33 protein-coding genes and 1 tRNA gene are annotated in these 26,754 nt (G+C 62.4%); 27 read left to right on the top strand and 7 right to left on the bottom strand.

What is annotated here, in order from left to right:
- Positions 1-49 precede the first annotated feature (49 nt).
- From ABUE11_RS12400 to ABUE11_RS12390, 3 genes are all read left to right on the top strand, one after another.
- Positions 50-658, top strand: a complete 609-nt coding sequence (locus ABUE11_RS12400) for a hypothetical protein (protein ID WP_367065532.1) — start codon at positions 50-52, stop codon at positions 656-658.
- 116 nt (positions 659-774) lie between these two features.
- Positions 775-3,366: a bifunctional aconitate hydratase 2/2-methylisocitrate dehydratase gene (gene acnB / locus ABUE11_RS12395; RefSeq protein ID WP_367065530.1), complete on the top strand. Its 2,592-nt coding sequence runs from the start codon at positions 775-777 to the stop codon at positions 3,364-3,366.
- 97 nt (positions 3,367-3,463) lie between these two features.
- Positions 3,464-3,539: transfer RNA gene (locus ABUE11_RS12390), tRNA-Ala, on the top strand.
- Positions 3,540-3,802: 263 nt separating this feature from the next.
- Here ABUE11_RS12390 and ABUE11_RS12385 read toward each other — a convergent pair.
- Both ABUE11_RS12385 and ABUE11_RS12380 read right to left on the bottom strand, forming a co-directional pair.
- Positions 3,803-4,753: a hypothetical protein gene (locus ABUE11_RS12385; RefSeq protein ID WP_367065529.1), complete on the bottom strand. Its 951-nt coding sequence runs from the start codon at positions 4,751-4,753 to the stop codon at positions 3,803-3,805.
- Between the two features lie 3 nt (positions 4,754-4,756).
- Positions 4,757-5,992 carry a hypothetical protein gene (locus ABUE11_RS12380; RefSeq protein ID WP_088861538.1) on the bottom strand — a complete coding sequence of 412 codons (1,236 nt, stop codon included), beginning with the start codon at positions 5,990-5,992 and terminating at the stop codon, positions 4,757-4,759.
- 244 nt (positions 5,993-6,236) lie between these two features.
- On the opposite strand from ABUE11_RS12380, the gene ABUE11_RS12375 reads away from it, so the two are divergent.
- The 22 genes from ABUE11_RS12375 to ABUE11_RS12270 all read left to right on the top strand — a co-directional run bounded on the left by ABUE11_RS12375 (position 6,237) and on the right by ABUE11_RS12270 (position 22,148).
- Positions 6,237-6,584, top strand: coding sequence for a helix-turn-helix transcriptional regulator (locus ABUE11_RS12375; protein WP_088861537.1), 348 nt, complete (start codon positions 6,237-6,239; stop codon positions 6,582-6,584).
- Positions 6,581-7,510, top strand: a complete 930-nt coding sequence (locus ABUE11_RS12370; RefSeq protein WP_197736073.1) for an ImmA/IrrE family metallo-endopeptidase — start codon at positions 6,581-6,583, stop codon at positions 7,508-7,510. Before ABUE11_RS12375 ends, ABUE11_RS12370 begins: the two co-directional genes overlap by 4 nt.
- A gap of 30 nt (positions 7,511-7,540) precedes the next feature.
- Entirely contained in the window at positions 7,541-8,143 is a 603-nt protein-coding gene (locus ABUE11_RS12365) for a hypothetical protein (RefSeq protein ID WP_088861536.1), read from the top strand.
- Between the two features lie 93 nt (positions 8,144-8,236).
- Entirely contained in the window at positions 8,237-8,452 is a 216-nt protein-coding gene (locus ABUE11_RS12360) for a hypothetical protein (protein WP_081201542.1), read from the top strand.
- Positions 8,449-8,922: a DUF2924 domain-containing protein gene (locus ABUE11_RS12355; RefSeq protein ID WP_088861535.1), complete on the top strand. Its 474-nt coding sequence runs from the start codon at positions 8,449-8,451 to the stop codon at positions 8,920-8,922. Before ABUE11_RS12360 ends, ABUE11_RS12355 begins: the two co-directional genes overlap by 4 nt.
- Entirely contained in the window at positions 8,919-10,331 is a 1,413-nt protein-coding gene (locus tag ABUE11_RS12350; RefSeq protein WP_088861534.1) for a recombinase family protein, read from the top strand. The genes ABUE11_RS12355 and ABUE11_RS12350 overlap by 4 nt, the downstream gene beginning before the upstream one ends.
- The gene (locus ABUE11_RS12345) at positions 10,328-10,792 is read left to right on the top strand and encodes a hypothetical protein (protein ID WP_088861533.1); all 465 of its coding nucleotides are present in this window, start codon (positions 10,328-10,330) and stop codon (positions 10,790-10,792) included. The genes ABUE11_RS12350 and ABUE11_RS12345 overlap by 4 nt, the downstream gene beginning before the upstream one ends.
- A gap of 174 nt (positions 10,793-10,966) precedes the next feature.
- Entirely contained in the window at positions 10,967-11,230 is a 264-nt protein-coding gene (locus ABUE11_RS12340; RefSeq protein WP_020200569.1) for a helix-turn-helix domain-containing protein, read from the top strand.
- Positions 11,231-11,241: 11 nt separating this feature from the next.
- Entirely contained in the window at positions 11,242-11,718 is a 477-nt protein-coding gene (locus tag ABUE11_RS12335; RefSeq protein WP_088861532.1) for a hypothetical protein, read from the top strand.
- 5 nt (positions 11,719-11,723) lie between these two features.
- A complete protein-coding gene (locus tag ABUE11_RS12330) occupies positions 11,724-12,005 on the top strand; it encodes a hypothetical protein (RefSeq protein ID WP_088862017.1) in 282 nt (93 codons plus the stop codon).
- A gap of 2 nt (positions 12,006-12,007) precedes the next feature.
- Positions 12,008-12,766, top strand: a complete 759-nt coding sequence (locus tag ABUE11_RS12325) for a BRO family protein (protein ID WP_088861531.1) — start codon at positions 12,008-12,010, stop codon at positions 12,764-12,766.
- Complete coding sequence (locus tag ABUE11_RS12320) at positions 12,766-13,626, top strand: ATP-binding protein (protein WP_172622982.1); 861 nt, start codon at positions 12,766-12,768, stop codon at positions 13,624-13,626. The genes ABUE11_RS12325 and ABUE11_RS12320 overlap by 1 nt, the downstream gene beginning before the upstream one ends.
- A 5-nt stretch (positions 13,627-13,631) precedes the next feature.
- The gene (locus tag ABUE11_RS12315; protein WP_088861529.1) at positions 13,632-14,261 is read left to right on the top strand and encodes a hypothetical protein; all 630 of its coding nucleotides are present in this window, start codon (positions 13,632-13,634) and stop codon (positions 14,259-14,261) included.
- 9 nt (positions 14,262-14,270) lie between these two features.
- Complete coding sequence (locus ABUE11_RS12310; protein ID WP_088861528.1) at positions 14,271-14,759, top strand: DUF6511 domain-containing protein; 489 nt, start codon at positions 14,271-14,273, stop codon at positions 14,757-14,759.
- Complete coding sequence (locus ABUE11_RS12305) at positions 14,756-15,493, top strand: hypothetical protein (protein ID WP_088861527.1); 738 nt, start codon at positions 14,756-14,758, stop codon at positions 15,491-15,493. The genes ABUE11_RS12310 and ABUE11_RS12305 overlap by 4 nt, the downstream gene beginning before the upstream one ends.
- Positions 15,490-15,717 carry a helix-turn-helix domain-containing protein gene (locus ABUE11_RS12300; RefSeq protein ID WP_024958067.1) on the top strand — a complete coding sequence of 76 codons (228 nt, stop codon included), beginning with the start codon at positions 15,490-15,492 and terminating at the stop codon, positions 15,715-15,717. Before ABUE11_RS12305 ends, ABUE11_RS12300 begins: the two co-directional genes overlap by 4 nt.
- Positions 15,710-18,001, top strand: a complete 2,292-nt coding sequence (locus ABUE11_RS12295) for a phage/plasmid primase, P4 family (protein ID WP_088861526.1) — start codon at positions 15,710-15,712, stop codon at positions 17,999-18,001. The genes ABUE11_RS12300 and ABUE11_RS12295 overlap by 8 nt, the downstream gene beginning before the upstream one ends.
- Positions 18,002-18,126: 125 nt before the next feature.
- Positions 18,127-18,591 (top strand): crossover junction endodeoxyribonuclease RuvC, encoded by a 465-nt coding sequence (locus ABUE11_RS12290; protein ID WP_088861525.1) that lies wholly within the window; start codon positions 18,127-18,129, stop codon positions 18,589-18,591.
- 1 nt (position 18,592) lies between these two features.
- Positions 18,593-18,796, top strand: a complete 204-nt coding sequence (locus ABUE11_RS12285; protein WP_367065528.1) for a hypothetical protein — start codon at positions 18,593-18,595, stop codon at positions 18,794-18,796.
- Positions 18,789-19,175 (top strand): DUF6362 family protein, encoded by a 387-nt coding sequence (locus tag ABUE11_RS12280; RefSeq protein ID WP_088862016.1) that lies wholly within the window; start codon positions 18,789-18,791, stop codon positions 19,173-19,175. The genes ABUE11_RS12285 and ABUE11_RS12280 overlap by 8 nt, the downstream gene beginning before the upstream one ends.
- Positions 19,176-19,503: 328 nt before the next feature.
- Positions 19,504-20,916, top strand: coding sequence for a site-specific DNA-methyltransferase (locus tag ABUE11_RS12275; RefSeq protein ID WP_088861523.1), 1,413 nt, complete (start codon positions 19,504-19,506; stop codon positions 20,914-20,916).
- Positions 20,913-22,148: a site-specific DNA-methyltransferase gene (locus ABUE11_RS12270; protein ID WP_088861522.1), complete on the top strand. Its 1,236-nt coding sequence runs from the start codon at positions 20,913-20,915 to the stop codon at positions 22,146-22,148. The genes ABUE11_RS12275 and ABUE11_RS12270 overlap by 4 nt, the downstream gene beginning before the upstream one ends.
- On the opposite strand, the gene ABUE11_RS12265 is transcribed toward ABUE11_RS12270, so the two are convergent.
- From ABUE11_RS12265 to ABUE11_RS12245, 5 genes are all read right to left on the bottom strand, one after another.
- Positions 22,108-22,332, bottom strand: coding sequence for a hypothetical protein (locus tag ABUE11_RS12265; RefSeq protein WP_088861521.1), 225 nt, complete (start codon positions 22,330-22,332; stop codon positions 22,108-22,110). The genes ABUE11_RS12270 and ABUE11_RS12265 overlap by 41 nt on opposite strands.
- Positions 22,332-22,694, bottom strand: coding sequence for a hypothetical protein (locus tag ABUE11_RS12260; protein ID WP_088861520.1), 363 nt, complete (start codon positions 22,692-22,694; stop codon positions 22,332-22,334). The genes ABUE11_RS12265 and ABUE11_RS12260 overlap by 1 nt, the downstream gene beginning before the upstream one ends.
- Before the next feature lie 97 nt (positions 22,695-22,791).
- Positions 22,792-23,151 (bottom strand): hypothetical protein, encoded by a 360-nt coding sequence (locus ABUE11_RS12255; RefSeq protein WP_088861519.1) that lies wholly within the window; start codon positions 23,149-23,151, stop codon positions 22,792-22,794.
- 129 nt (positions 23,152-23,280) lie between these two features.
- The gene (locus tag ABUE11_RS12250) at positions 23,281-23,844 is read right to left on the bottom strand and encodes a DUF3489 domain-containing protein (protein WP_088861518.1); all 564 of its coding nucleotides are present in this window, start codon (positions 23,842-23,844) and stop codon (positions 23,281-23,283) included.
- A 94-nt stretch (positions 23,845-23,938) separates the two neighbouring features.
- Positions 23,939-24,136, bottom strand: coding sequence for a hypothetical protein (locus tag ABUE11_RS12245; protein WP_055451284.1), 198 nt, complete (start codon positions 24,134-24,136; stop codon positions 23,939-23,941).
- Between the two features lie 117 nt (positions 24,137-24,253).
- On the opposite strand from ABUE11_RS12245, the gene ABUE11_RS12240 reads away from it, so the two are divergent.
- Together ABUE11_RS12240 and ABUE11_RS12235 are read left to right on the top strand one after the other, a co-directional pair.
- Positions 24,254-24,790, top strand: a complete 537-nt coding sequence (locus tag ABUE11_RS12240) for an elements of external origin (RefSeq protein ID WP_088861517.1) — start codon at positions 24,254-24,256, stop codon at positions 24,788-24,790.
- Positions 24,790-26,751 carry a phage terminase large subunit family protein gene (locus ABUE11_RS12235; RefSeq protein ID WP_088861516.1) on the top strand — a complete coding sequence of 654 codons (1,962 nt, stop codon included), beginning with the start codon at positions 24,790-24,792 and terminating at the stop codon, positions 26,749-26,751. Before ABUE11_RS12240 ends, ABUE11_RS12235 begins: the two co-directional genes overlap by 1 nt.
- Positions 26,752-26,754: the final 3 nt, after the last annotated feature.

Genomic DNA, 26,754 nt, shown 5'->3' with positions numbered 1-26,754 from the left:
ATTTCGCCGCCACAATCATGGTTTTGTGCATATTTCTGCCGGAGTCATCATGAAAACCCTCGTCGCTACCGCCTTGCTGCTGCTCGCCCCCGCGTGGTCCATGGCGCAGTCCACCAGCAAGCCAGCGCCGGCCGCCAGCGCCAGCAAGCCCGCTGCCAGCAAGACCGTTGCCAAGAAGCCCGCCGCCAAACCGGCCGCCAAGGCGCCTGCGGTTGCCAAGGCCTCGGCCACCAGCAGCCGCACGCGCCTGCACAGCGGCGCCGCGCAGGTGGCCGCGGGCATCGTCGCCGCCGAGGCTGCGCTGACACCCGCAGAACTGGCGATCGCCAGTGAGGTCCATACCGGCCGCATTGCCTGCGAGCTCGGCGCCTATGTCCAGATCGAGGCCGATCCGCAGTCGCCCGGGCGCTTCTTTGTCGAGGGCCGGGGCTTCAAGTACCACATGGCCCCGGTGGTGTCGGCCACCGGCGCGGTGCGCCTGGAGGACCAGCGCGCCGGTGCCGTGTGGATTCAGATTGCCAACAAGTCCATGCTCATGAACCAGAAGCTTGGTCAGCGCATGGCCGATGAGTGCATGAGTCCCCAGCAGGTGACGGTGGCCGAGGGCTTCAAGAGGAATCCGCCCCCCAGTCTGCTGGATTCGCCTGCGAACAAGTAAGAATCCGCCGCCCGCTTGCGGGCCACAGGCATGGGCCGCCCTGGCGGTGAGCCTGCATGTGGCCGGCAGGCGATCGTCCCCACTTTGAAAACCCTGACCTTCCGGAGAAAGAAGACATGCTGCAAGCCTACCGAGCCCACGTCGCCGAGCGCGCCAAACTGGGCATCCCGCCCCTGGCGCTTGATGCCAAGCAGGTCGCCGAGCTGATCGAGCTCATCAAGAACCCGCCGGCCGGCGAAGAGCAATTCCTGATGGATCTGCTCACGCACCGCGTGCCCCCGGGCGTGGATGACGCCGCCAAGGTCAAGGCCAGCTTTCTGGCCGCCGTCGCGCATGGCGACATCCAGGTGGGCCTGATTTCCAAGGCCAAGGCCACCGAGCTGCTGGGCACCATGGTGGGCGGCTACAACGTGCACCCGCTGATCGAGCTGCTCGACGACGCCGAAGTGGCCCAGGTGGCCGCGGACGCGCTCAAGAAGACGCTGCTCATGTTCGACTACTTCAACGACGTGGCCACCAAGGCCAAGGCCGGCAACGCGAAGGCCAAGGAAGTCATGCAGAGCTGGGCCGACGCAGAGTGGTTCACGAGCCGTCCCAAGGTGGCCGAGAAGATCACCGTCACCGTGTTCAAGGTGCCCGGCGAGACCAACACCGACGACCTCTCGCCCGCGCCCGACGCGACGACGCGCCCCGACATCCCCATGCACTACCTGGCGATGCTCAAGAACACGCGCCCCGACGCGGCCTTCAAGCCCGAGCAGGATGGCGTGCGCGGCCCCATCCAGTTCATCGAGGACCTGAAGAAGAAGGGCCATATCGTCGCCTATGTGGGTGACGTGGTGGGTACGGGCTCGAGCCGCAAGTCGGCCACCAACAGCGTGATCTGGGCCACGGGCGAGGACATCCCCTTCGTGCCCAACAAGCGCTTCGGCGGCGTGACGCTGGGCGGCAAGATCGCTCCCATCTTCTTCAACACGCAAGAGGATTCGGGTTCGCTGCCCATCGAGGTTGACGTCTCCAAGATGGAAATGGGCGACGTGCTCGACATCTTCCCGTACGCCGGCAAGATCGAGAAGGCCGGCGAGAAGATCGCCGACTTCAAGCTCAAGAGTGACGTGCTGCTCGACGAGGTGCAGGCCGGCGGCCGCATCAACCTGATCATCGGCCGCGCGCTGACGGGCAAGGCACGCGAGGCCCTGGGGCTGCCCGCATCCACGGCGTTCCGCCTGCCGCAGGCGCCTGCCGAGTCCAAGGCCGGCTTCACGCTGGCGCAGAAGATGGTGGGCCGTGCCTGCGGCCTGCCCGAAGGCCAGGGCATCCGTCCCGGCACCTACTGCGAGCCCAAGATGACCACCGTCGGTTCGCAAGACACGACCGGCCCGATGACGCGCGACGAGCTCAAGGACCTGGCATGCCTGGGCTTCTCGGCCGACATGGTGATGCAGTCGTTCTGCCACACCGCGGCCTACCCCAAGCCTGTGGACGTCAAGACCCACCGCACCCTGCCCGAGTTCATCAGCAGCCGCGGCGGCGTGGCGCTGCGCCCGGGCGACGGCGTGATCCATTCATGGCTGAACCGCCTGCTGCTGCCCGACACCGTGGGCACGGGCGGTGACTCGCACACGCGCTTCCCGATCGGCATCTCCTTCCCCGCGGGCTCGGGCCTGGTGGCCTTCGGTGCTGCCACGGGCGTGATGCCGCTGGACATGCCCGAATCGGTGCTGGTGCGTTTCAAGGGCCAACTGCAGCCCGGCGTGACGCTGCGTGATCTGGTGCATGCCATCCCGCTGTACGCCATCAAGGCAGGTTTGCTCACCGTGGCCAAGGCCGGCAAGAAGAACATCTTCTCGGGCCGCATCCTCGAGATCGAAGGTCTGCCGGACCTGAAGGTCGAGCAGGCGTTCGAGCTGTCGGATGCGTCTGCAGAGCGCTCCGCCGCTGGCTGCACGATCAAGCTCAACAAGGAGCCGATCATCGAGTACCTGAAGTCCAACATCGTTCTGATGAAGAACATGATCGCGGACGGCTACCAGGACGCCAAGACCCTGGCGCGCCGCATCGAGAAGGTCGAGGCCTGGCTGGCCAACCCGCAGCTGCTCGAGGCCGACAAGGACGCCGAGTACGCCGCCGTGATCGAGATCGACATGAACGAGATCACCGAGCCCATCGTCTGCTGCCCGAACGACCCGGACGACGCCAAGTTCCTGTCCGAAGTGGCTGGCACCAAGATCGACGAGGCCTTCATCGGCTCGTGCATGACCAACATCGGCCATTTCCGCGCCGCGGCCAAGCTGCTGGGCGGCCAGCGCGACATCCCCGTCAAGCTGTGGGTGGCGCCGCCGACCAAGATGGACCAGAACGAGCTGATCAAGGAAGGCCACTACGCCGCCTTTGGCACCGCGGGTGCGCGTACCGAAATGCCCGGCTGCTCGCTGTGCATGGGCAACCAGGCGCAGGTGCACGAGGGTGCGACGGTGATCTCCACGTCCACGCGCAACTTCCCGAACCGCCTGGGCAAGAACACCAACGTGTTCCTGGGCTCGGCCGAGCTGTCGGCCATCGCCTCGCGCATGGGCAAGCTGCCGACCAAGGAGGAATACCTCAAGGAAATGGGCGTGATCGATCAGGACAAGGCCAGCGTGTACCGCTACATGAACTTCGACCAGATCGAGGAATACGCCGAGGTCGCCAAGGGCGTGACCGCCTGACGCAGGCGCTGCGTCATCTGCAGCAGGTCGGTCACGCACTTGCCTGTTGCATTCGAGAGTCTCGCAGTCTTGTCGCGTGCGGTAGACTCTCGATCACGGGCCGATAGCTCAGCTGGGAGAGCGCTGCGTTCGCAATGCAGAGGTCGGGAGTTCGATCCTCCTTCGGTCCACCAAAATTCAGCGCCCAACTGTTCTCAGTTGGGCGTTTTCATTTGTGCTTCCCGCATGACACGCGGGGTTCCCGCACATTCTGCGTGTGCGACCGGGGTCCTGTGGTCTGGCAGGAACATCCCCAGTTGCCCTCCGTTCCGCCCTCTCTTCTCTCGAAATCGGCGCTAACTTCTTCGCCGTGGCACACGCACATGGCCTTTCGCGACCATGATTTGTGCGCGTGCCATTGCCATTCGTTGTCGGGCTTGCTTGGAGCAGCAGTCCGTCACGCCAACACTGCCGCCGCGCAAGGCATGGAATACAAGCCTGCACGTTGCTGTGTGACGACGAGTGCCCCGTAGGCTGCCAGTCGAGCCTCGTGCTCCGGCTTGCCCTTGTCCTTCGACTTGATCTTGAACAGATCAATCGGCTTGTCGCTCTTCTGGCCAGCGCGCTGCATGATCCTTTCGCTGTCCACCTCGACTCCCTTGAACGACCACAGCGACTCGAAGACCTTAGCCTGACCATCGGTGAACCGGATCGGCGTGGCCTGCACGTCCGGCAGCGTCGCCCACTTGAAGTCCGCCGAGAATGGCCCGTTCACAGGTGCAGCCGGATCGGTCACTGCTGGCGCTGCAGACGGTGCCGAAGTGATGAACGAGATTCCGCCGCCATAGAACGTGAATCGTTCTTCCAGCGCCAGCCATTCCACACCGGAGCCGAAGGGCGATCCGCGAGTCGTGCGCGGCCTGGGGGTGATGACTCGGATGTTGCTTCCCGCCACCCGGACACGATCCAGCAAGGACGGCTCATGCAGCACTCTCGTCAGGTCTCGGGCCAGCACTACCGGAGAGCTGCGTGCGTTACCGAGCCGCCAAACACCGTCGCCCAAGTCATCGATGTCGTCGCGGCTCTCGATGTCGAGCGCGAGACGCATTTTCTGCCGCAGCCAGTCATCATCCAGGGCTAATGCCGCACCATCGATTGCCTCGACCGGCACCTGGCCACACTCCGGGCAACGGCAGATCCGGCCGCCCCGACCATCACTCCAGACCTGCGCGCGGTGCTGCTGGCAGTGCGGGCAGAGCACAAAAGACTGATCCAACATTGTTGGCCTGACCGCTTTGCCGAGCACAGGCAAAGTCGATACCTCTCGTGGCGACAGCGTGGAACGCAGCACCGGCGTGCCGCCCGCGAACAGGCGGCAAACCAGGGCCCAGGCATCGTGCGTCGCCATTGGTCAGTCCTCGAAAGCGGATGAGGAACTGACTGCGTCGGTCTCCGGCGGCAACTCCTGGGCGCTGAGGGTCTGGCCCTTCTGCAAGATGCCCACCGCAACCAAGTAGCCTTCCAGCTGCGCCTGCATCTTGGCGTCGAACTTGTGCAGGTTCAGCCGCCCTTTGCTGGTCACTTCGATGGTGACCACCTTGGGGCGAGTCCTGCCCGGCTCGGGTGGGTAATAGAGATTGACCTGTGCCGCTGTCACCGCCCACTGACCCTCCAGCGGGCCCGGCAGCTTTTCCTTCAGCAAATCGTGCACCGAGCGTTGCTGGCTGGACTGCATCGCCGTGCATTCGATCTTCAGCGCCGTGTCAGGGCTGAGCAGGGTGAGTGCCTTCAACTGAACCATCGAGAAGCCGTCCTCAAAGGCCTCCGGCACATCGAATCCTGTGCGCAGCATCGACAAATCCAGCGTCGGCGACTTGATTTTGTGAGCGCTCGCTTTCACGCCCAGCACGTGCTCTGCGAAGGCCTCGACCAGCATTTGCTGATACTTTGCGCCGCCGCGCACCAGCGTGCGCACCACACCGGTGGACTTGGCGTACTCCAGCACCATGTGGATGTTGGGGTTGCCGACCCGGCGTTTCAGGGTCGCTCCCTCGAACTCCAGACGCAGCATCGCCATGTCCTTGACATGGACCGACAGTAGGAACACGCCCGGGCTGCGCTCGACCAAGTGCGCCACGCTGCCGTCTCCGCATTGGAGTTCGCGCTTGTAGAAGGCCGCGATGGCGTGACGCAACGCGGTCAGATTGGCATCCGAACCGTTCGGTTGGCGTTTCAGGCCAAGATCGTATTGCTGTGTCTGTTGCCCATGCTGCTCCCAAAAACTGAAGTCATAGGCACGCTCGAACAGTGCCGGGTGGTGGACGTAGAGCCAGAAGGAACGGTGGATGTCACTTGCACACAGCGCCAAACCCGCCAGCGCAGCACCATCGGCCACGGCCGCCTCAAACATCGCCTGCTTACCTGCCGCATCGCCCAACTGAACGCTGGCCATGAGGTTGGCCGTCATCCGGTCGCGGGCAGCAATGTCGGCCCAGACTTTGACCGCTTCGACCAGAAACTGGCTGGTCTCCGGCGTGTCATCCCAGGCAAAGCCATCAGGCACCGGCAGGCTGTGGGTGGTCAGGAAGTCGCGCAGCGTGGCGTCCACCGGCAGCTCGAGCATCACGTCGACAAAGGTCTTCTTCATCTTGATCGTCCTTTCTGGATCGGCGTCGAAGGTCTGCGACCGATGTACGGACTGCTCTGGCCAGCGACTAGGTTACTGAACACGCACCTCGCACAAGTAAAGTAGCGAGATACAAGCGCGATTCTGAACCTCAGATTTCCGCTTGTCAATCAAAGCGGCACATCTAGACCGCATTTGTATCTCGCGGCTATACTGGCGGTCTTGTTTTTGTTAACTGACTGTTTTCCCCTACAGGAGCATCGCTATGGCTTCAGCGTTCGGAGCACGCCTGCGACGCTTACGCGAGGCAAAGAAATTGACCTTGCAACAGGTCGCCGACGAAGTCGGCTGTACCAAGGCGTACATATGGGAACTGGAAATGAAGGACGGTCAGCGTCCCTCTGCTGAACGGGTCCAGGCCCTGGCCAGGGTGCTGGGCGTGACGATGGAGGACATCATGGGCGAGCCCATGCCAGAGGCCCCCGACGCCAGTCCCGAGGACGTGATTTTCTTTCGGACCTACGCGGGTATGACGGAAGACGAGAAGGACCGGGTCCGTAAAGCGCTGAAGATCATCTTCCCCGACAAGAATCTGCCGGAGACGAAAGGATGAGCTCAACGCAGGCACTCACAGGCTCCATCGCCGCCAGCCATGTCCATAAGTGGCTGAGAGCATGGTATGGCTCGGACGTGCCTGAGGCGGTCGATCTCGATGTCGTGCGACGAATGCTTCCGACTACACCCTACGGAAAAGGTGTTCGGGAAATCCGTCCCCCAGTGCAATTTAATGACAATGCTTTCGAGGGCATGCTGGCGCGGGACTCCACCGATCCAGCGCTTTGGGGCATCGCATACAACGGCACGGTTAGCCCCGAGCGCCAGCGTTTCACTATCGCTCACGAACTGGGTCACTTCATCCTTCACCGCGATCAGCGGCAAAGTTTCAACTGCGACAAGGAAAGCGTGTACTCCGGCGCTGACACTATCCGTGTCATCGAACGTGAGGCGGACGACTTTGCCAGCAACCTGCTGATGCCTGGCGACTTGCTGCGCGAGTGGATCTCGAACCAGCGCATCGACTTGCATGTCCTGAGCGCCCTTGCCAAGCGGTTCCAGGTGTCGTTCGAGGCGCTGTGCATTCGGTTCATCAAATTCACCACGCAGCGGGCAATCCTTGTCTATTGGGACAACGGTTTCGTGAAGTACGAATGGCGCAGCAGCAGCGCGGTCAAGACGCGCGCCCGCATTCGGCGCACTGACGATCCGCAGGAACCATTAACCGGCACCCTGGCTGCTGATTCCACCGTCGAGCAGGAGTGGGATGGCACGGAGATGTCTGCCGCGATCTGGTGCCCGGAGGAGGCACCCCACATGAAGTTGCGCGAGTTCAAGCACAGCTACACCACAGGAGATCGCGTCCTGACCCTTCTGCTACTGGAAAGTGCTGAACCACGGTCATGGGATCGGTCTTGGCAAGACGGCGAGAGCTTTGACAGCTATGACCAATTTGTCGCCAACGGCCAGCGTCCCGTTCGGTGATAGCCCAAGTTCTAGACGTAGAGGGAAGCCATGAAAATCGAAGAACAACTGCTGACAGGGTTGAAGGCAGGCGTTGACCGCCATTGGCGCTACACCAAGGAACTCCTACATATCAAGCCAGAGTACCTCCTGACCGTGGCAGTCGCAGATGCGCTCACCGACGGCTTCGGCAACTTTCATGGACTAGATATTCAGATTCGATTGGAGGAACCGACGAAGTCAGTGCTGTTTGATCTCGTAACTAGTTCTGGCGGCTTGAAGAAGTGGTTCAAGGAAGAGAGACCGAAAATCTCCCGCAAGGGCAAAGTCGATATTTTCGTAATCACCGATACGACACGCCATGCGGTCGAGTTAAAGGGGTTCGATCCAAGTGCGCCGGAACTCGAGAAAGATCTCGTTCGGCTCCAGGAACTTCTTGCTGTAAACGACGGCGCTAACAGGCTGGCAAGTTGCCACATCGTGTTTCCAACGCTGACCAATCGCACCCAGTGGATCGAAAAGCGCACGAAGTCAGTCATTGATTCTTCGAAATCAAAGTTTCAGCTGACTCAGGTTAGACACGAAACCGACGAAGACCCTGAGGACGGGATACCTTGCTACTACGCCAACTGTTTGACACTAACCCACAGTTGAGAGTGTTCAAACCCGCGCACTCCCGCTAAATCACGTTACGCGAAGTGCCCTTGGTTTCTAGCATGAGCAGCGTTTTCCATCGGAACGCTTGCCATGACAGAAATCGAACCTATCTCCATTTGCACATCACCTGAACGGCCACGGCACGGGCATCAAGAAATCGCTGATCTCTTGGCTGCCGCGCTGCTGCGCCTTCGTGTCCGCCAATCGCGCGACATCCCCCAAAACAGCGAGCACGTTTGCCTTGGCTTCCCCGGCCAACAGCGCGTGAATGCGAACCCCGATCACAACAACGGAGTTCGCCCATGACAGCACACGCAACCTCACCAACGCCTGCCTCAGTCGCCGCCCGCGTCGCGGCTATTCCCCATCTTTCGATGGATGATCTTTGGGCTCTCTGGGACGACCATTTCGATGAACGGCCAAATCACCACCATCGGGTCTGGTTGGAAAGTCGCCTGGCCTACCGGATGCAAGAGCGCGCGTTTGGCGGTTTGAAACCGTCACTGCGCAAGAAGCTTGAGGAGGTTGGCGAAACCGGCATCTTGCCCAAGCAACTGCGCGGCGATAGCCAACGCCTACTGCCCGGTACCGTCCTGACACGCATCTACGACGACATTGAACATCGTGTGCTGGTGCGCGGATCGAATGATTTCGAGTACCAGGGGCAACGCTTCAAGAGCCTGTCCGCTGTAGCCAAACGCATCACGGGCAGTCACTGGTCAGGTCCGGTGTTCTTTGGCTTGAAGGCACCAGCTTCGAAGAAGGGGGCGGTATGAGCTCAGTGCGTCGAAATCAAACTCCCGCAGTCACACCAAAGAAGCGCTGCGCCGTCTACACCCGCAAGTCCACTGACGAAGGCCTCGATCAGGAATACAACAGCCTCGAGGCACAGCGTGATGCAGGCTTGGCCTTCATTGCAAGCCAACGGCATGAAGGCTGGATAGCTGTCGACGACGGATACGACGACGGCGGCTACTCTGGTGGCAACATGGAACGGCCCGGGTTGCGCCGCCTGATGATCGACATCGAGGCGGGGAAGATCGATACCGTGGTCGTCTACAAAATCGACCGCCTCACGCGCAGCCTGCCGGACTTCGCAAAGCTGGTCGAGGTTTTCGACCGCAACGGCGTCTCCTTTGTCGCAGTCACGCAGCAGTTCAACACCACCACATCGATGGGGCGATTGACGCTCAACATCCTTTTGTCATTCGCGCAGTTCGAACGCGAGGTCACCGGCGAACGCATCCGCGACAAGATCGCCGCCAGCAAGGCCAAGGGCATGTGGATGGGCGGAGTCCCGCCTCTTGGATACGACGTGGTCGAACGCAAGCTCGTCATCAATGAACGTGAAGCCGCGCTGGTGCGTGACATCTTCCGCCGCTATGCCGAGCACGGCTCGGCTGCGCGACTCGTCCGCGAACTGGAAATCGAAGGGCATACCACCAAAGCATGGGTCACCCAGTCCGGCCGGGAGCGATTGGGGCGCAGCATCGATCAGCAGTACCTCTTTACCTTGCTGCGTAACCGCATTTACCTCGGTGAAATCTGCAATCACGAGACGTGGTACTCGGGCCAGCACGACCCCATCATTACTCAAGAATTGTGGGACGCGGCACACGCCTTCATTGAGAGGCGAAAGCAGGCACCGCGCGAACACCGAGCCAAGCATCCGGCACTGCTGGCGGGACTTCTGTTTGCACCGGATGGCCAACGCATGTTGCACTCCTTCGTCAAAAAGAAAAATGGTCGGCAGTACCGCTACTACGTGCCTTACCTGCACAAGCGGCGCAACGCCGGTGCCAGCCTGGCTCCACATACTCCGGACGTGGGCCACCTGCCAGCCGCCGAGATCGAAGATGCCGTGTTGGCGCAAATCCATGCTGCGCTCTCATCGCCGCAAATGCTGATCGCAGTGTGGAGATCCTGCCAGCAGCATCCGGCGGGGTCGACGCTGGACGAGGCACAGGTGGTGGTTGCCATGCAGCGCATCGGTGACGTGTGGTCGCAACTGTTCCCCGCCGAGCAGCAACGGATCACACGGCTGTTGATCGAACGCGTGCAACTACACGGGCACGGACTGGATATCGTTTGGCGGGAGGACGGTTGGATCGGATTCGGTGCGGATATCAGCACGCATCCCTTGATCGAAGAGTCCCAGGAGCGTGTCGAGGAGGCTTTGGCATGAATACCACGACCCACCAGCGCCAGCGCGCCGTCCGCATCGAGGTCGGTGCCGAGGCGCGCAGCTATGTCAGCGAGGGGCAGCGGGTCACCTTGGTGCCCCTGACGATCAAGCGTCGCCAGAATCGGAAGCTGCTGATACCGCCAGCCCCCGAGATCGCGGACCGAATCGGTGGCTTCGATGTGCCGATGATCAAAACGCTGGGCAAGGCCTTCTACTGGAAGCGCTTGATCGACGATGGCACCTACTCCACGACAACGGATTTGGCGCACGCCATGAAAGTAGAGCCGGGCTGGGCTGCCGAGGTCTTGCGCATGACCATGCTGGCCCCCGATATCGTGGAGGCGATATTCGAAGGACGTCAGCCACGCCACTTGAATCTGCACACCTTGCGTGGCCGCCAAGAGCAACTACCGCGCGATTGGGCTGCGCAGCGTCGATTGCTCGGCTTTTCTGACGTCTGATCTGCCTCTAGACACACCCGATGACGGCGAGCCATGTGCTCGCCGTTTGCTTTTCTGCCCTGGGCCATTGGCGAACCAGGAGTTCCGTCGTGGTTCGCCATTGCGTCCCTTAAAGGTTCGCTACCCAAAGTTTGGAATGACACCTGTTACTCAACAACGTCACAGGAGCATTCCATGCAGACACCAACCAGCGGTATCCCCCGGTCGCCACAGCAGGCGATCAACACCATGTCACCCGGTGATCGCCGCGTGCTCAACGAGAACGAGCTCGCGCAACGATGGGGCGTGAGCCCCAAGACTTTGCAGCGCTGGCGCAGTGAGGGTCGCGGTCCACGCTACCTGAAGCTGTCCAAGCGTGTCGGCTACCCGGTCGACGCGATCCTCGAGTTTGAGCGTGAAGCGCTGCACGACTCGACATCCGAACGCGCGGCGGTTTGAGGAGAGATGCGATGAATGACATCACCATCTTCCCCGCCGACATCGCAGAGATGTCCGTAAGCCAGCTGGCCGCATTGCCACCCGTGCAGAAACACGAGATCGACAAGAACCTCGATGCAGCCATCGACTGGCTGAAAAAGGCGCGCACCAAGTTCGACGCGGCACTGGATCAGTGCTACGGCGAGCAGGCACGCACCGCGCTGCGCGAATCCGGCCGTGACTTCGGCACCGCACACATCAGCGATGGCCTGCTGCACCTGAAGTTCGAGCTGCCCAAGAAGGTCAGCTGGGATCAGAAGCAACTGGCTGAGATCGCTGAACGCATCGTCGCCTCAGGCGAGAAGGTTGAGGGTTACCTCGACATCAAGTTGTCCGTCTCCGAATCCCGCTTCACGAACTGGCCGCCTGCCTTGCAACAGCAGTTCGCCGCCGCTCGCACTGTGGATTCCGGCAAGCCGTCTTTCACCCTTTCCATCGATTCGGAGTAATGACCATGAGCACCAATCTCATCGCCTCGCTGCGTCAACAGCTGCCGTCCATCTACGGCGAACACCTCCCTGACGAAATCCGGTATCGCCGCGCGGACGGCAAGGACGTCGTTGTCCCGCTTGATGCCGCCACTGTGGACGAGCTGGCTTTTGCCATCCAGACGGCCAACGCGGAATCGCTGGCGCTCGGTCGCCGCCGCACCGCGCTGGAAGAACTCCACACCGAGGTACGCAAACGTGCCGCGCGTGGAGTCGACCGTATCGCCGACGTGTCGTGGGAGGCCTGATCATGAGCGCGATCCTTCCCTTCCAGTTCGAAGCGCACGCCGTGCGCGTCCAGGTCGATGAACTCGGGCAGCCGTGGTTCAACGCCACCGATGTCTGCGACGCCCTGGAGATGGGCAATCCGTCTCAGGCGATTAAGTCCCACGTCGATGCCGAGGATCTCCAAAAATTGGAGACCCTTACGGCGGGTGGCCGTCAACGCCAAAACCACGTCAACGAGTCGGGGCTTTACGCCCTGATCCTCGGCAGCACCAAGGATGCCGCCAAGCGTTTCAAGCGCTGGATCACCGGTGAAGTGCTGCCTGCAATCCGCAAGACAGGCGCGTATTCCGCCGCCGCCACGATGGCCGCCTTGCCCGCGCCGACCCAAGATCGCGTCACCGCCATCCTGCTGATCGGCGAGGCGGTCGCCAAGGTACCGGGCGTCAAGACCGGCATTGCAATGGCTGCCACGTTGACCTGCATTCAGGAAAACACCGGCCTGACCACGGAAGTGCTGCGCCGCGCTTTGCCTGCCGCCAACGAGCCTATCTGCTCGCTCAACGCCACACAGCTCGGCAAATTGCTGAGTCGCTCAGCCAAAGCCACGAACCAGTTGCTGGCATCCGGCGGCCTTCAGTTCCGCAACGACCGGGACGAGTGGGAGCTGACCGAGGCCGGTGAAGCATGGGCCGAAGCCATGCCGTACTCGCGCAACGGCCACAGCGGCTACCAGATCCTCTGGAATCCCGCGGTCGCGGAACAACTGAAGGAGGTGGCGTGATGTCCCTCCCGATCATTTCCGCGCAGCAGCGCTTGGCCGAACGCAAGGGTGTGAAATTGCTGATGCTGGGCAAGTCCGGCATCGGCAAGACCACCCGGCTCAAAGACCTCGACCCTGCCACCACCTTGTTCCTCGACATCGAGGCGGGCGACCTCGCCGTGGCCGACTGGCCGGGCGACACCATCCGCCCGGCCTCGTGGCCGGAAAGCCGCGACTTTTTCGTGTTCCTCGCAGGCCCGGACAAGTCACTGCCGCCGGAGAGCGCGTTCTCGCAGGCGCATTACGACCACGTCATCGAGAAATTTGGCAACCCGACGCAGCTCGACCGCTACCAGACCTTCTTTCTCGACTCGATCACGCAGCTGTCCCGGCAGTGCTTCGCATGGTGCAAGACGCAACCCGGTGCCACCAGCGACCGTTCCGGCAAACCCGATCTGCGCGCCGCATATGGCCTGCTTGGCCAGGAAATGATCGGCGCACTGACTCATCTGCAGCACGCCCGCGGCAAGAACGTGGTGTTCGTCGCCATCCTCGACGAACGTCTCGACGACTACAACCGCAAGGTGTTCGTGCCGCAGATCGAAGGCAGCAAAACCAGCCTGGAGCTGCCCGGCATCGTCGACGAGGTCGTGACGCTGGCCGAGATCAAGGCCGAGGACGGCAGTACCTACCGCGCCTTCGTCACCCACACCGTCAATCCCTACGGCTTTCCAGCCAAAGACCGCAGCGGTCGCCTCGACCTGCTGGAGCCGCCGCATCTCGGCGCACTGATCGCCAAGTGCGCAGGCCAGTCGCCATTGCCCATGCCCGGCAGCACCGGCATCCCCACCGCAGCAAACACCACCGAATCCAAGGAGTAATCGCCATGTCGTCCAACTATTTTGATTTCCAAGATGCCGATCCCCAACAGTCGGGCTTTGATCTGATCCCCAAGGGTGCTGTCGTGCCAGTGCGCATGACCATCAAGCCCGGTGGCTATGACGATCCGGAACAAGGTTGGGGCGGCGGCTACGCCACCGAATCCTTCGAAACCGGCTCTGTCTACCTCGCCGCCGAGTTTGTCGTCACGGCTGGCGACCATGCCAAGCGCAAGATGTGGAGCAACATCGGCCTGCACTCCAAGAAAGGGCCGACCTGGGGTCAGATGGGGCGAAGTTTCATCCGCGCCGCGCTCAACAGCGCCCGCAACGTCCACCCCCAGGACAACAGCCCGCAGGCCGCCGCCGCGCGCCGCATCCAAGGTTTTCATGAACTGGATGGCCTGGAGTTTCTGGCGCGCGTGGACATTGAGAAGGATGGCAAGGGCCAAGACCGGAACGTGGTCAAGATCGCGGTCGAGCCTGATCACCCCGACTACGCAAAACTGATGGGTGTGCCGCCCAAGGCTCCGGGCAGCGGACATTCCGGCGCTCCGGCGCAGGCGGCTGCGCCTGCGTATCAGGCACCGGCTCCGCAACGCGCACCCGTGACGGGCAAGCCGTCGTGGGCGCAGTGAGGGAGGCCGATGAAATGCTGGGTCTGCAAACGACAGGCCCGGGGGTTCGGCCACACCGACAACCGTCACGGTGTCGGCCATCCCCGGCGCTATCCCATCGACTGGGTGTTCTGCTCGCAACGCTGCCAAAACGCGTTTCACGCGCTGTACGGCAACTGGCTGCGGGTCAAGGAAGGTCGCGTCGACAGCAAGGAGGTCGTCATGATCGATCCGTCTGATGTCGAACTGGCCGCGATGAAGAGGTGCCTCAAGGCCTTCGGCGAGGCCGCGGGCGAGATTGGCTTCACCAAGCCGCTGGGCGACTACTCCGAAGCCGAGGCGCTGCAAGTGATCGACGCCATCGTCACTTGCTACACCGAGGCAATGGTGGCGCACCACGAGGCGAGCAAGTATCCGCCGGTACGCGGCATGACGCCTGCGCCCGACCCTCTGGCCAACCCGTTCGCGGATCTGGAGGACGACCTGCCCTGGGAAGAGCCGAAGGGGAAGAAGCCATGATCGACTTCAACTCCACATCAAGCATCTCCGGTCGGGTCACCTGCCTGGTGGATACGGGCATGCAGCAAGCCCGTGCTCGCCAGTCCGAGCGTCAGTACCTCGGGGCCTCACGTCTCGGCGTGGCCTGTGAACGCGCGCTGCAGTTCGAGTACGCCAAGGCACCCATCGACCACGGGCGTGACACCCCGGGCCGAATGTTGCGCATCTTCGAGCGCGGCCATGTCATGGAGGACTGTATGGTCGCGTGGCTCCGGGACGCGGGCTTCGACCTGCGCACCCGCAAGGCCGACGGCGAGCAGTTCGGCTTCTCGGTGGCCGATGGCCGCCTGCAGGGCCACATCGACGGCGTCATCGTCGGCGGCCCCGATGGCTTCGCCTATCCCGCGCTCTGGGAATGTAAGTGTCTCGGCAACAAGTCCTGGAGCGATCTGGACAAGAAGGGCCTGACTCTCTCCAAGCCCGTCTATGCCGCGCAAGTGGCGATCTACCAAGCCTATCTCGAACTGCACGAGCACCCGGCGATCTTCACGGCACTCAACGCCGACACGATGGAGATCTACACCGAGCTCGTGCCCTTTGACGCAGCACTGGCCCAACGCATGTCGGATCGGGCGGTCAAGGTCATCACGGCGACCGAGGCGGGAGAGCTCCTGCCGCGCGCCTTCCATGACTCGACCCACTTTGAATGCCGGATGTGCGCGTGGCAAGACCGCTGCTGGAGGACACAAGCATGAATACCTCGAATTTGAATCACGTACTGGGCGAGCAGCTGATCGACGTGCGCCAGGCTGCACTGATGTTCAATCTGCCGTCGTATTGGCTCTCACAAGCCAAGGAGCGACAGGAGCGTCGCATTCCGCATTACCGCGTTGGCAAATTGGTTCGCTTCAAACCCAACGAGCTGGAAGCCTGGATCGCTGCGCAGCAGACGTCACACGAGGGTGGTGCCGATGCTTGATTTCAATGACACATCACCACCGGGAGAAACGGGCCGGCGCAACGTCAATGACAGCGAGCGGGACGAGATTCGCACTGAACTGATCGCACGCATGGAATCAGTCCTGACCACGATGTTTCCGGCAGGAAAGAAGCGTCGTGGCAAGTTTCTGATCGGGGACATCCTGGGCAGCCCGGGCGACAGCCTTGAGGTGGTACTCGAAGGCGACAAGGCTGGTCTCTGGACGGATCGTGCCACGGGCGATGGCGGTGACATCTTTGCCTTGATCGCCGCCTACCTCGGGGCCAACGTCCACACCGACTTTCCCCGGGTGCTCGACGAGGCAGCTGATCTGCTCGGTCGTTCGCGATCAGTGCCGGTACGCCGCGCCAAGAAGGAAGCTCCGGTTGATGATCTCGGCCCGGCCACGGCCAAGTGGGACTACTTCGATGCCACCGGCAAACTGATTGCGGTCGTGTACCGCTACGACCCACCCGGGCGCAAGAAGGAGTTCCGGCCGTGGGATGCCAAGCGGCGCAAGATGACTCCGCCCGATCCGCGCCCGCTGTACAACCAGCCGGGGCTGGCGGCCGCTGGTCACGTTGTGCTGGTCGAGGGCGAGAAGTGTGCGCAGGCCCTGATCGCCATCGGCGTGGTGGCAACCACGGCCATGCATGGCGCAAACGCTCCCGTCGATAAGACCGACTGGTCGCCGCTGGCGGGCAAATCCGTGCTGATCTGGCCTGACCGGGACGCGCCAGGCTGGGATTACGCTGACCGTGCATCGCAAGCAATCCTGAACGCGGGTGCGACCACGGTCGCCATCCTGGTGCCACCCGATGACAAGCCGGAAGGATGGGATGCGGCTGACGCCATTCCGGACGGCTTCGATGTGAGGGGCTTCCTCGCCGTCGGCGAGCGGATGCCGGTGATGCGGTCGGTCGAGGAGACGCCACCACCGGATCTGCTGACCGGTGTCGACTGGACTACGGAGGACGGCTTGTCCTCGGCCTTCACACGCCGCTATGGAGAGGACTGGCGCTACTGCGCGCTTTGGGGCAAATGGCTGGTCTGGACCGGCGTGCGCTGGAATCCGGATCAGGTGCTCTATGTGTCTCATCTGGCGCGCGGTATCTGCCGGATGGCGTCACTCAAGGCGGACAGCCCTCGGCTCACAGGCAAGCTGGCCAGCTCCGCCACGATCTCGTCCGTCGAGAAAATCGCACGCTCCGATCCCAAGCACGCGTCCACCGCCGAGGAGTGGGATGCCGACGTCTGGGCGCTCAACACACCAGGCGGTGTGGTTGATCTGCGCACGGGCCGCATGCGACCGCACCGGCGCGATGACCGGATGACCAAGGTGACCACGGCCACACCGCAGGGCGACAGTCCGACGTGGCGCGCATTCCTGGCCGATGTCACAGGCGGCGACGCCGAACTGATTGCCTATCTGCAACTGATGGTCGGCTACTGCCTGACGGGCGTGACCAGCGAGCACGCGCTGTTCTTCCTGTACGGGACCGGCGCGAACGGCAAGTCGGTGTTCGTCAACGTCTTGACCACCATCTTGGGCGACTACGCGGCCAACGCGCCGATGGACACGTTCATGGAGGCGCGCACCGACCGGCATCCGACCGATCTGGCGGGCCTGCGCGGCGCACGCTTTGTGTCATCCATCGAAACCGAACAGGGTCGGCGTTGGAACGAATCCAAGGTCAAGGCCATCACCGGTGGCGACAAGGTGTCTGCGCGTTTCATGCGCCAGGACTTCTTCGAGTACGTACCGCAGTTCAAGTTGGTGATCGCAGGCAACCACAAGCCATCGATCCGCAACGTGGATGAGGCGATGAAGCGGCGACTGCACCTGATCCCGTTCACGGTGACGATCCCGCCCGAACGGCGTGACGGCAGGCTGACCGAAAAGCTGCTCAAGGAACGGGACGGCATTCTGGCGTGGGCGGTCGAGGGCTGCAGCCTTTGGCAACGCCACGGACTGAAGCCACCCGCCAGTGTGGTGTCGGCGACTGAGGAGTATTTCGAGGCCGAGGACGCGCTCGGGCAGTGGATCGAAGAGCGTTGCCTGCTGGCCAAGACCCACCGCGAAGGCGTTTCCGAATTGTTCGCCGACTGGCGTGAATGGGCCGAGCGCGCGGGTGAGTACGTGGGCTCGGTCAAGCGCTTCTCCGAACTGATGGCGGCCCGCAAGTTCGAGAAGTGTCGGCTGACCGGGGGCGCACGTGGGATCACGGGCATAGCCCTCAGGCCCAAGCCGTACAGCCATGGCTACCCCTACCGAGATGACTGAGCAATCCGGGCGAGTGACGGATTTGACGGGTTTCCTGATTGACGCGCTACGCGTGCGCGCACGTAAGGGCTGTTTTCCAATGAACCCGTCGCATCCGTCACTCGCCCCCGAACTGGAGCACGACGATGAACACGACAATCTTGGCCCTTGATCTGGGCACACACACCGGGTGGGCTTTGCTGCACCTGGACGGCACTATCACCAGCGGCACGGAGCACTTCAAGCCGCAGCGATTTGAAGGGGGCGGCATGCGTTTCCTTCGTTTCAAACGCTGGCTCAACGAATTGCTCTCGGCCAGCAACCACATCAACGCGGTGTTCTTCGAGGAGGTTCGACGGCACGCTGGCGTTGATGCGGCGCACGCCTACGGTGGCTTCATGGGACACCTGACCGCGTGGTGTGAGCATCACAACATCCCTTACCAGGGTGTTCCGGTCGGCACGATCAAGAAGCACACGACCGGCAAGGGCAACGCGGGCAAGGACGACATGATCGCGTCCGTCCGCCTGCGTGGTCACACCCCAGTCGACGACAACGAAGCCGACGCCCTGGCCTTGCTGCACTGGGCTGTCGAGACGCAGGAGGTGTGACATGAAGGTGCCGACACCCCAATACCGCTCCCCCCTGGGTCGTCTGCAACCTCAGGCCACGGATCTGGATGCGATCAAGGAACGTGACTGGCGTGACCAACACATCCTGGTGGTCAACGCATCCGACGAACGTCTGGACTTCATCGAGCGCGAGATCGTGCGACGCATCGGTGACCGGCTCTACGGAGGGCGACGCAATGACTAAGTGGACTATCGAGGACGTTGCTGCTCGGTTTGAAGAGGCCGCAAGCACCAGTCGACGGTTGCCTCCTGTTCGAGTGCAGGGTTACTTCAACTGCTGGCCCGCCATTGTCCGAAGCGAATGGGAGACCTTTGCAGCGGACGAGAGGGTGTACCGATCCTTTCCGCCGAGTCCAGAGGCAATTGAACGAATGCTGGAGGTTATGCGCTGGGTGCAGTGGCTCACCATCGAGCAACGTCATCTCGTATGGATGCGCGCGAAGCGCTATGGCTGGCGGGATATCACGATCCGCTTTGCCTGCGACCGCACGACGGCATGGCGGCATTGGCAGCGGGCATTGCAGACGGTCGCAGATCAACTCAATGGTGTGGTGGTCGCGTAGGGTTTTGGCGTGATTTGGCGCGTATGGTCGGGGATGTGCGCCATCACGCGGCAATCAGCGGTTTTTACCCCTGCAACAAAACGACCTGATCTTGCGTAGTATTCATCTATCGTCTGGACAGAGGTGACGGCAGAGGAAGCAGACCAGAAATCAACGGGTCCTTCCCGGCCAAAAGCCAATGCGGGGGGCGACAGCGCGGCGCTTTTTTAGCGTCAGGGTGCGAACCAAGGTTCGCACGGTTCGCAGTTCGCACCCCGTCAGTTCACACCAACCCCAAAACCCGCCCACGGTTGTCGTCGGCGGGTTTTCTATTTTCAGGACACCATCTTTGAATACGCTCAACGTCGAGTACCGCAAGGTCGAGGCGCTGATTCCCTACGCCCGCAACCCGCGCACACATTCCGAGGCGCAAGTCACCAAGATCGCCGCCAGCATCGTTGAATACGGCTGGACGAACCCGGTACTGGTTGATGGCGACAACGGCATCATCGCGGGCCATGGTCGTTTGGCTGCTGCACGCAAGCTGGGGCTGGATCAGGTGCCGGTGATCGAACTGGCCCATCTCACCACCGCGCAAAAGCGCGCCTTGGTCATCGCCGACAACCGACTGGCGCTTGACGCTGGGTGGGATGAGGAGATGTTGGCGCTCGAAATGGCGGAGCTTTCCGAAGCGGGTTTCGAACTGGCGCTGACCGGCTTCGAGAACATCGAGATCGATGCGCTGCTGGCAGATGCCCCGTCGACTGAAGGTGAACCGGCGGCGCAGGATGGTGCAAACGCCGATGAACCCGATACGACCGATGACGTACCTGACACGCCAGTGGTGGCGGTGTCGCGCGAGGGAGATGTCTGGGCCATCGGCTCGCACCGCTTGATCTGTGGCGACGCCACCGACCCAGCCGTGGTCGCCACGCTGATGCAGGGTGACACCGCGCAGCTTTGCTTCACCTCGCCGCCGTATGGCAACCAGCGCGACTACACCTCCGGCGGCATTGCCGATTGGGATGCACTGATGCGCGGTGTGTTCGCACATCTGCCGATGGCGGGCGACGGACAAGTGCTGGTCAATCTTGGGCTGATCCACCGCGACAACGAAGTCATCCCCTATTGGGACGGCTGGCTGTCCTGGATGCGTCAGCAAGGGTGGCGGCGCTTCGCGTGGTACGTATGGGATCAGGGGCCAGGCATGCCCGGCGACTGGCAGGGCCGATTGGCTCCCAGCTTCGAGTTTGTCTTCCACTTCAATCGCAGCACCCGCAAACCCAACAAGATCGTGCCTTGCAAGCATGCGGGCCAGGAATCGCACCTGCGCGCTGACGGGTCGTCCACTGCGATGCGCGGTAAGGATGGCGAGGTCGGCGGCTGGACGCACAAGGGTCAGCCGACGCAGGACACCCGAATCCCCGACTCGGTGATCCGTGTGATGCGTCACAAGGGCAAGATCGGGCAGGACATTGATCACCCGGCCGTGTTCCCCGTGGCGTTGCCGGAGTTCGCCATCGAGTCCTACACAGACGCCGGAGACATCGTGTTCGAGCCGTTCGGCGGCAGTGGCACGACGATGCTGGCCGCGCAGCGCACTGGCCGCATTTGTCGCAGCGTCGAGATTGCGCCGGAGTACGTGGACGTGGCCATCAAGCGCTTTCAGCAAAACCACCCCGGCGTGCCGGTCACGCTGATCGCCACCGGCCAATCTTTCGACGAGATCGCCACTGAACGCGAAATGGAGGTGGCGGCATGAACTGGCTGGCCGACAAGATCGAGCAGTGGCCGACAGCCAAACTGCTGCCCTATGCCCGCAATGCGCGGACGCACTCGGATGATCAGGTGGCGCAGATCGCCGCATCGATTGCCGAGTTTGGCTTCACCAATCCGATCCTTGCAGGCAGTGACGGCATCATCGTCGCTGGGCATGGCCGCTTGGCCGCTGCGCAGAAACTCGGGCTGGAAATCGTGCCCGTGGTCGTACTGGATCACCTGAGCCCGACCCAGCGCCGCGCCTTGGTCATCGCAGACAACCGCATCGCGGAGAACGCTGGCTGGGATGACGCGATGTTACGGATCGAACTTGAGGCCTTGCAGCTGGAAGGTTTCGATCTGGACATCACCGGCTTCGACGCCGACGCGCTGGCCGAACTTATCGCGGGCGACGAGCCGGACAACGAGGGTCAGACCGATGAGGACGCGGTACCGGAGGTTGGCGAGACACCCATCTCGCGCCCGGGCGATGTCTGGATCATGGGCCAGCACCGACTGCTGTGCGGCGACTCGACCGTGGCAGAGAGCTATGCCCGGCTGATGCAAGGCGACGTGGCAGACATGGTCTTCACCGACCCGCCGTACAACGTGAACTACGCCAACAGTGCCAAGGACAAGATGCGCGGCAAGGATCGCGCGATCCTGAACGACAACCTGGGTGACGGTTTCTACGACTTCCTGCTGGCAGCATTGACGCCCTCCGTGGCGAACTGCCGGGGCGGCATCTATGTGGCGATGTCATCCAGCGAGCTGGATGTGCTGCAGGCCGCCTTTCGCGCCGCCGGTGGAAAGTGGTCGACGTTCATCATCTGGGCCAAGAACACCTTCACGTTAGGCCGCGCCGACTACCAACGCCAGTACGAACCGATCTTGTACGGATGGCCCGAGGGTGCGCAACGCCACTGGTGTGGTGACCGCGATCAGGGTGATGTGTGGGCTATCAAGAAGCCGCAGAAGAACGATCTGCATCCGACGATGAAGCCGGTGGAGCTGGTCGAGCGAGCCATCCGCAATTCGAGCCGCCCGGGGAACGTGGTGCTCGATCCGTTCGGTGGTTCTGGCACAACGTTGATTGCGGCCGAAAAGTCAGGCCGCATCGCGCGGCTGATCGAACTCGACCCGAAGTATGTGGACGTGATCGTGCGCCGGTGGGAGGATTTCACCGGCCAGACGGCTATCCGCGAGGCAGCGGACCAGGAATTGTGCGCCAGTTGAATGGCTGGCCGAGCCGCTTGGCCTCTTCTTCCTCGGCGATGCGCCGCAGGATTTGCATCGTGGTGAGATCGCGCGGCAGTGCCGTGCACATCACGCGCACAGCCTGCTCGATGGAGACGTCTGGACGCCGGTTGGCAATCAGCCAACGCAGCGCCTGCTCCCGTTCGTTGGCGGGCGTTTTCATCAGGCAGCCATCTCTTCGCAGATTTCGCAGTGGATCACAAAGCCAGTCAGGTAAGGCAGGCCGCGCGGGATGCCGTACTGCTTGCTGGTCTGGCGGCCAATCGTCCAGCCCATCCAACGTTGGGTGGCGGCGTTGATCGCATCCTGCAAGACTTGGCCTTGGTACAAACCGTTCTGGACGTCGTCGGCAAAGTGGCGTCCGTGGCGACTGTCGAGGAAGGTCCGCACCGATTCGAGGGGCTGGTGGGTGGCGTCCGAAATGGCGTTCATGGCCAGGGGCCATGCGGCGCTGGCGTGTTCGTTCATCGTGCCCCAAAAACCCCAGGCTTCGTTCTGGGTGGTGGGGATCTGGTTGGTGGTCATGGTGTCTTCTCCGGGTTGATCGTTGCGACACCTGTAGTAACGCGCTGTTCGATTGAGAAGCCAAGCTGTTCCTGGCTTCTTTCTCGATCAATTTCGATCACCCGAAACGGGCTACGTAGCGGGCGTAATCACCGCCCTCGGGATTGACGTAGAGGTAAGGGCGTCCGGGAGCAGTGACCTCGACGCAGAGGTAGCCGTCGCCAGTGCCGCCACCCTTGCCACGCAGCCAGTCGCGTGACACCAGCAGGCTGCGCCCAAAGGCGTCGAATTCGGCAGGGGTGAGCTCCTTGGTCTCGGTGACGTAGACCTTGTGCTGGCCGCGACCGCCCAGTTCGCCGAGGTCGGCAGGTTTGCGTGCAAACGGCAGGCGGATACTCAACTCTTCGACCTGGAGGCTTTGACCTGCGAACTGCAGGGTGCGTGGGGTGCGTTCGATGGTGATGGTCATGGTGCTCATGGCGGTTTTCCTGGTATGGCGTCGTCAATCACGACATCTGTATGAACGCGCTGGTGGGGAGAGAAGCCAAGCTATTCATGGCTCCTCTCGCCGTCTTTTTGGCTTTGCCGAAACTCGCTGTGCTCGCTTTCAGGCGATGCGGTAGATCCGCTCGCCACCCTGCGGCTTGTCCGAGACGATGGTCAGGCCAAGTTTTTTCTTGAAGGCTCCGGCAAAGGTGCCGCGCACCGTGTGCGCCTGCCAACCGGTGGCGGTGCAGATCTGGCCGATGGTTGCGCCCTCGGGGCGTTGCAGCATCCGGATCACTTCGGCCTGCTTGCTGTTCTCGCGGGTGCGCGGCTTGACCCACGTTGCTTCGGCGGCGGTTACGGCCGCTTCCAGTTCGGGATCGCTCGCGGCCGCAGGCGCCCCTTCAGCGTTGGCGATGATCCGGTCGAGATTGGCTTCGAACTGACCGATGCCCTTCCTGTTCACGTCGGGACGCGGAATGCCCAGGGCGTCGTAGCCCTCCGCAGCGACAAACCAGTCGGTGCCGTCGGTGGTGATCAGTGCGCGGTTGAAAAGTCCGTCGAGCACCTTCTTGCGTGCGCCGCCTTTGATGTTGTCGGGGAACCAGTCGATCTTGCCGCTGGTGTGTTCAACCGCATGGGCCAGGATCGCGTGCTGGGCAGGGGTCAGTTGGGTGGTGGTCATGTTTTGCTCCTTCGATGTGGTGGACGGTGATGTGATGAACGCGCTGTTCCCAAGTGAAGCCAAGCGCTTTCTGCTTGGCTTCTTCACTTCGCAATCAGGTATTGGCCTTGTCTGACGGGTTGGCATTGCGCCCCTGCTCGAGACCCGCGTTGAAGGCGGCTTCAAGCGCATCGCGTAGGCACCAGACCGCTACATCGTGGAAATCGAGGCTGTCCGAGCGGCGGGTTTCCAGGGTTTCGATGCCCAGCTTGTTTTGCGCGATCTGGGTCAGGAGTTGTTCGAGCTTGCTCATGTCCGTGTCCTTTCATGGTGTTGATGACGAACGTATGAACGCGCTGTTCCAGATGGAAGCCAAGCTCAATCCGCATGAATGACGAACAAATGATTGAAGGTGCCCCGAAGGGGAAATATGGGTATTTCGATTCGTGCCTACGCACGCCACCGAGGGGTGTCCGATGCAGCGGTGCGCAAGGCCATCGCTGCTGGGCGGATCACGCCGGAGGCAGACGGAACGATTGATGCCGAGCGCGTCGACCGCGAGTGGGCGCGCAATTCCGATGCGCCGCGCAATGGCACGGCCACCCGCGCTGTCAAGGTCGCAGTCCCGGAGTCCAGCGGACCTACAGGAGATGGACAAGCAGCATTACCAGTAGGTGGAACGTCCTTGCTGCAAGCGCGGACGGTCAACGAAGTGGTCAAGGCGCAAACCAACAAGGTGCGTCTGGCCCGCCTCAAGGGCGAGCTGGTGGATCGGCCGCAGGCCATCGCCCATGTTTTCAAGCTGGCGCGCTCCGAACGCGATGCCTGGCTCAACTGGCCCGCACGCATCTCGGCACAGATGGCAGCCAAGCTCGGCGTCGATCCCCACACGATGCACATCGCCTTGGAGGCGGCGGTGCGTGAGCACCTGCAGGAGCTGGGCGAGATGCGCCCGAGGGTGGATTGATGGACATGGACTACGAAGGCGCTGCTGAGATTGAACGCGCGTGGCGCGAAGGACTGACGCCCGACCCGCTGCTGACCGTGTCCGAATGGTCGGATCGCCACCGAATGCTCTCCAGCAAGGCATCTGCCGAGCCCGGGCGCTGGCGTACCAGCCGCACGCCGTACCTGAAGGCAATCATGGACTGCCTGTCGCCGACCTCGCCGGTCGAGCGTGTGGTGTTCATGAAAGCGGCGCAGCTTGGCGCGACCGAGATGGGATCGAACTGGATCGGCTATGTGATCCATCACGCACCCGGGCCAATGATGGCGGTGTGGCCGACCGTGGAGATGGCCAAGCGCAACTCCAAGCAGCGGATCGATCCGCTGATCGAGGAGTCGTCCGCACTGGCTGAACTAATTGCACCGGCGCGCAGCCGGGATTCCGGCAACACCATCCTGGCCAAGGAGTTCCGGGGTGGCGTGCTGGTGATGACCGGTGCCAACAGCGCGGTCGGGCTGCGCTCGATGCCGGTGCGGTATCTGTTTCTCGACGAGGTCGACGGCTATCCGTTGGACGTCGAGGGTGAAGGCGATGCGATCTCGCTGGCCGAGGCTCGCACCCGCACCTTCGCGCGGCGCAAGATCTTCATCGTCTCGACGCCGACGATCTCAGGGGCATCGGCTATCGAGCGCGAGTACGAGGCCAGTGACCAACGTCGCTACTTTGTGCCGTGTCCGCATTGCTCGCACCGGCAGTGGCTGCGTTTCGAGCAGCTGAGTTGGGACAAAGGGCAACCGGAGACCGCCGCCTACATCTGCGAGTCATGTGACACCGCCATTGCCGAGCACCACAAGACGTGGATGCTGGAGCACGGCGAGTGGCGCGCGATGATCACCGATGGCACGGGCAAGACGGCAGGCTTTCACCTGTCATCGCTGTACAGCCCGGTTGGCTGGCGCTCGTGGCGGGAGATCGCCGCTGCGTGGGAAGCCGCAGTCAGTAAAGAGTCGGGATCGGCCGCCGCCATCAAGACCTTCAAGAACACCGAGTTGGGTGAAACCTGGGTCGAGGAAGGCGAAGCACCGGACTGGCAAAGGCTGGTCGAGCGCCGAGAGGACTACCGCGTCGGCACGGTGCCGCAAGGCGGCCTGCTCTTGGTCGGCGCGGCCGACGTACAGAAGGATCGCATCGAGGCGTCGGTCTGGGCCTTTGGGCGCGGCAAGGAGTCCTGGCTGGTCGAGCACCGCGTGCTGATGGGTGACACCGCCCGCGACACGGTGTGGAAGCGCCTCGCTGAAATGCTGGCCGAGACCTGGACACACGCCTCCGGCGCGGCGATTCCGCTGGTGCGCTTTGCCTTGGATACCGGCTTTGCGACGCAGGAGGCCTACGCCTTTGTGCGGGCTTGCCGCGATTCGCGTGTGATGGCGGTCAAGGGGGTGCCTCGCGGTGCAGCCTTGATCGGCACGCCGACCGCCATCGATGTCTCGCAGGGTGGCAAGAAGCTGCGCCGGGGCATCAAGGTGTACACGGTGGCGGTCAGCATCGCCAAGCTCGAGTTCTACAACAACCTGCGCAAGAGCGCAGATGTTGGCGAGGACGGATTGACCACGGTGTTCCCGGCCGGGTTCGTCCATCTGCCCAAGATCGACGCCGAGTTCATCCAGCAACTCTGCGCGGAGCAACTGATCACCCGCCGCGACCGCAACGGCTTCCCGGTGCGTGAGTGGCAAAAGATGCGCGAGCGCAATGAGGCGCTCGACTGCTACGTCTACGCCCGCGCGGCTGCATCGGCGGCGGGTCTGGATCGCTTCGAGGAACGTCACTGGCGGGAACTGGAGCGACAACTGGGGCTGGCCAGTCCGCCAGCCCTTGAAACACCTACTGAATCGATCAACGAGGCCACCCAACGCGGTGGCCTCGCTGTTTCTGGCAACCGTAACACCGGTCGGCGCGTGATCAAAAGCCGCTGGCTGTCCTGACAC

Source organism: Oryzisolibacter sp. LB2S (genome assembly GCF_040732315.1).
GTDB lineage: Bacteria > Pseudomonadota > Gammaproteobacteria > Burkholderiales > Burkholderiaceae_C > Alicycliphilus > Alicycliphilus soli.
This window is presented reverse-complemented; position numbering and strand designations above follow the sequence as displayed.

Bases quoted from the DNA above. Each gene is read 5' to 3' on its own strand.
- ABUE11_RS12400 (WP_367065532.1), top strand. From the start codon at position 50: ATGAAAACCCTCGTCGCTACCGCCTTGCTGCTGCTCGCCCCCGCGTGG.
- acnB (WP_367065530.1), top strand. From the start codon at position 775: ATGCTGCAAGCCTACCGAGCCCACGTCGCCGAGCGCGCCAAACTGGGC.
- ABUE11_RS12385 (WP_367065529.1), bottom strand. From the start codon at position 4,753: ATGGCGACGCACGATGCCTGGGCCCTGGTTTGCCGCCTGTTCGCGGGC.
- ABUE11_RS12380 (WP_088861538.1), bottom strand. From the start codon at position 5,992: ATGAAGAAGACCTTTGTCGACGTGATGCTCGAGCTGCCGGTGGACGCC.
- ABUE11_RS12375 (WP_088861537.1), top strand. From the start codon at position 6,237: ATGGCTTCAGCGTTCGGAGCACGCCTGCGACGCTTACGCGAGGCAAAG.
- ABUE11_RS12370 (WP_197736073.1), top strand. From the start codon at position 6,581: ATGAGCTCAACGCAGGCACTCACAGGCTCCATCGCCGCCAGCCATGTC.
- ABUE11_RS12365 (WP_088861536.1), top strand. From the start codon at position 7,541: ATGAAAATCGAAGAACAACTGCTGACAGGGTTGAAGGCAGGCGTTGAC.
- ABUE11_RS12360 (WP_081201542.1), top strand. From the start codon at position 8,237: ATGACAGAAATCGAACCTATCTCCATTTGCACATCACCTGAACGGCCA.
- ABUE11_RS12355 (WP_088861535.1), top strand. From the start codon at position 8,449: ATGACAGCACACGCAACCTCACCAACGCCTGCCTCAGTCGCCGCCCGC.
- ABUE11_RS12350 (WP_088861534.1), top strand. From the start codon at position 8,919: ATGAGCTCAGTGCGTCGAAATCAAACTCCCGCAGTCACACCAAAGAAG.
- ABUE11_RS12345 (WP_088861533.1), top strand. From the start codon at position 10,328: ATGAATACCACGACCCACCAGCGCCAGCGCGCCGTCCGCATCGAGGTC.
- ABUE11_RS12340 (WP_020200569.1), top strand. From the start codon at position 10,967: ATGCAGACACCAACCAGCGGTATCCCCCGGTCGCCACAGCAGGCGATC.
- ABUE11_RS12335 (WP_088861532.1), top strand. From the start codon at position 11,242: ATGAATGACATCACCATCTTCCCCGCCGACATCGCAGAGATGTCCGTA.
- ABUE11_RS12330 (WP_088862017.1), top strand. From the start codon at position 11,724: ATGAGCACCAATCTCATCGCCTCGCTGCGTCAACAGCTGCCGTCCATC.
- ABUE11_RS12325 (WP_088861531.1), top strand. From the start codon at position 12,008: ATGAGCGCGATCCTTCCCTTCCAGTTCGAAGCGCACGCCGTGCGCGTC.
- ABUE11_RS12320 (WP_172622982.1), top strand. From the start codon at position 12,766: ATGTCCCTCCCGATCATTTCCGCGCAGCAGCGCTTGGCCGAACGCAAG.
- ABUE11_RS12315 (WP_088861529.1), top strand. From the start codon at position 13,632: ATGTCGTCCAACTATTTTGATTTCCAAGATGCCGATCCCCAACAGTCG.
- ABUE11_RS12310 (WP_088861528.1), top strand. From the start codon at position 14,271: ATGAAATGCTGGGTCTGCAAACGACAGGCCCGGGGGTTCGGCCACACC.
- ABUE11_RS12305 (WP_088861527.1), top strand. From the start codon at position 14,756: ATGATCGACTTCAACTCCACATCAAGCATCTCCGGTCGGGTCACCTGC.
- ABUE11_RS12300 (WP_024958067.1), top strand. From the start codon at position 15,490: ATGAATACCTCGAATTTGAATCACGTACTGGGCGAGCAGCTGATCGAC.
- ABUE11_RS12295 (WP_088861526.1), top strand. From the start codon at position 15,710: ATGCTTGATTTCAATGACACATCACCACCGGGAGAAACGGGCCGGCGC.
- ABUE11_RS12290 (WP_088861525.1), top strand. From the start codon at position 18,127: ATGAACACGACAATCTTGGCCCTTGATCTGGGCACACACACCGGGTGG.
- ABUE11_RS12285 (WP_367065528.1), top strand. From the start codon at position 18,593: ATGAAGGTGCCGACACCCCAATACCGCTCCCCCCTGGGTCGTCTGCAA.
- ABUE11_RS12280 (WP_088862016.1), top strand. From the start codon at position 18,789: ATGACTAAGTGGACTATCGAGGACGTTGCTGCTCGGTTTGAAGAGGCC.
- ABUE11_RS12270 (WP_088861522.1), top strand. From the start codon at position 20,913: ATGAACTGGCTGGCCGACAAGATCGAGCAGTGGCCGACAGCCAAACTG.
- ABUE11_RS12265 (WP_088861521.1), bottom strand. From the start codon at position 22,332: ATGAAAACGCCCGCCAACGAACGGGAGCAGGCGCTGCGTTGGCTGATT.
- ABUE11_RS12260 (WP_088861520.1), bottom strand. From the start codon at position 22,694: ATGACCACCAACCAGATCCCCACCACCCAGAACGAAGCCTGGGGTTTT.
- ABUE11_RS12255 (WP_088861519.1), bottom strand. From the start codon at position 23,151: ATGAGCACCATGACCATCACCATCGAACGCACCCCACGCACCCTGCAG.
- ABUE11_RS12250 (WP_088861518.1), bottom strand. From the start codon at position 23,844: ATGACCACCACCCAACTGACCCCTGCCCAGCACGCGATCCTGGCCCAT.
- ABUE11_RS12245 (WP_055451284.1), bottom strand. From the start codon at position 24,136: ATGAGCAAGCTCGAACAACTCCTGACCCAGATCGCGCAAAACAAGCTG.
- ABUE11_RS12240 (WP_088861517.1), top strand. From the start codon at position 24,254: ATGGGTATTTCGATTCGTGCCTACGCACGCCACCGAGGGGTGTCCGAT.
- ABUE11_RS12235 (WP_088861516.1), top strand. From the start codon at position 24,790: ATGGACATGGACTACGAAGGCGCTGCTGAGATTGAACGCGCGTGGCGC.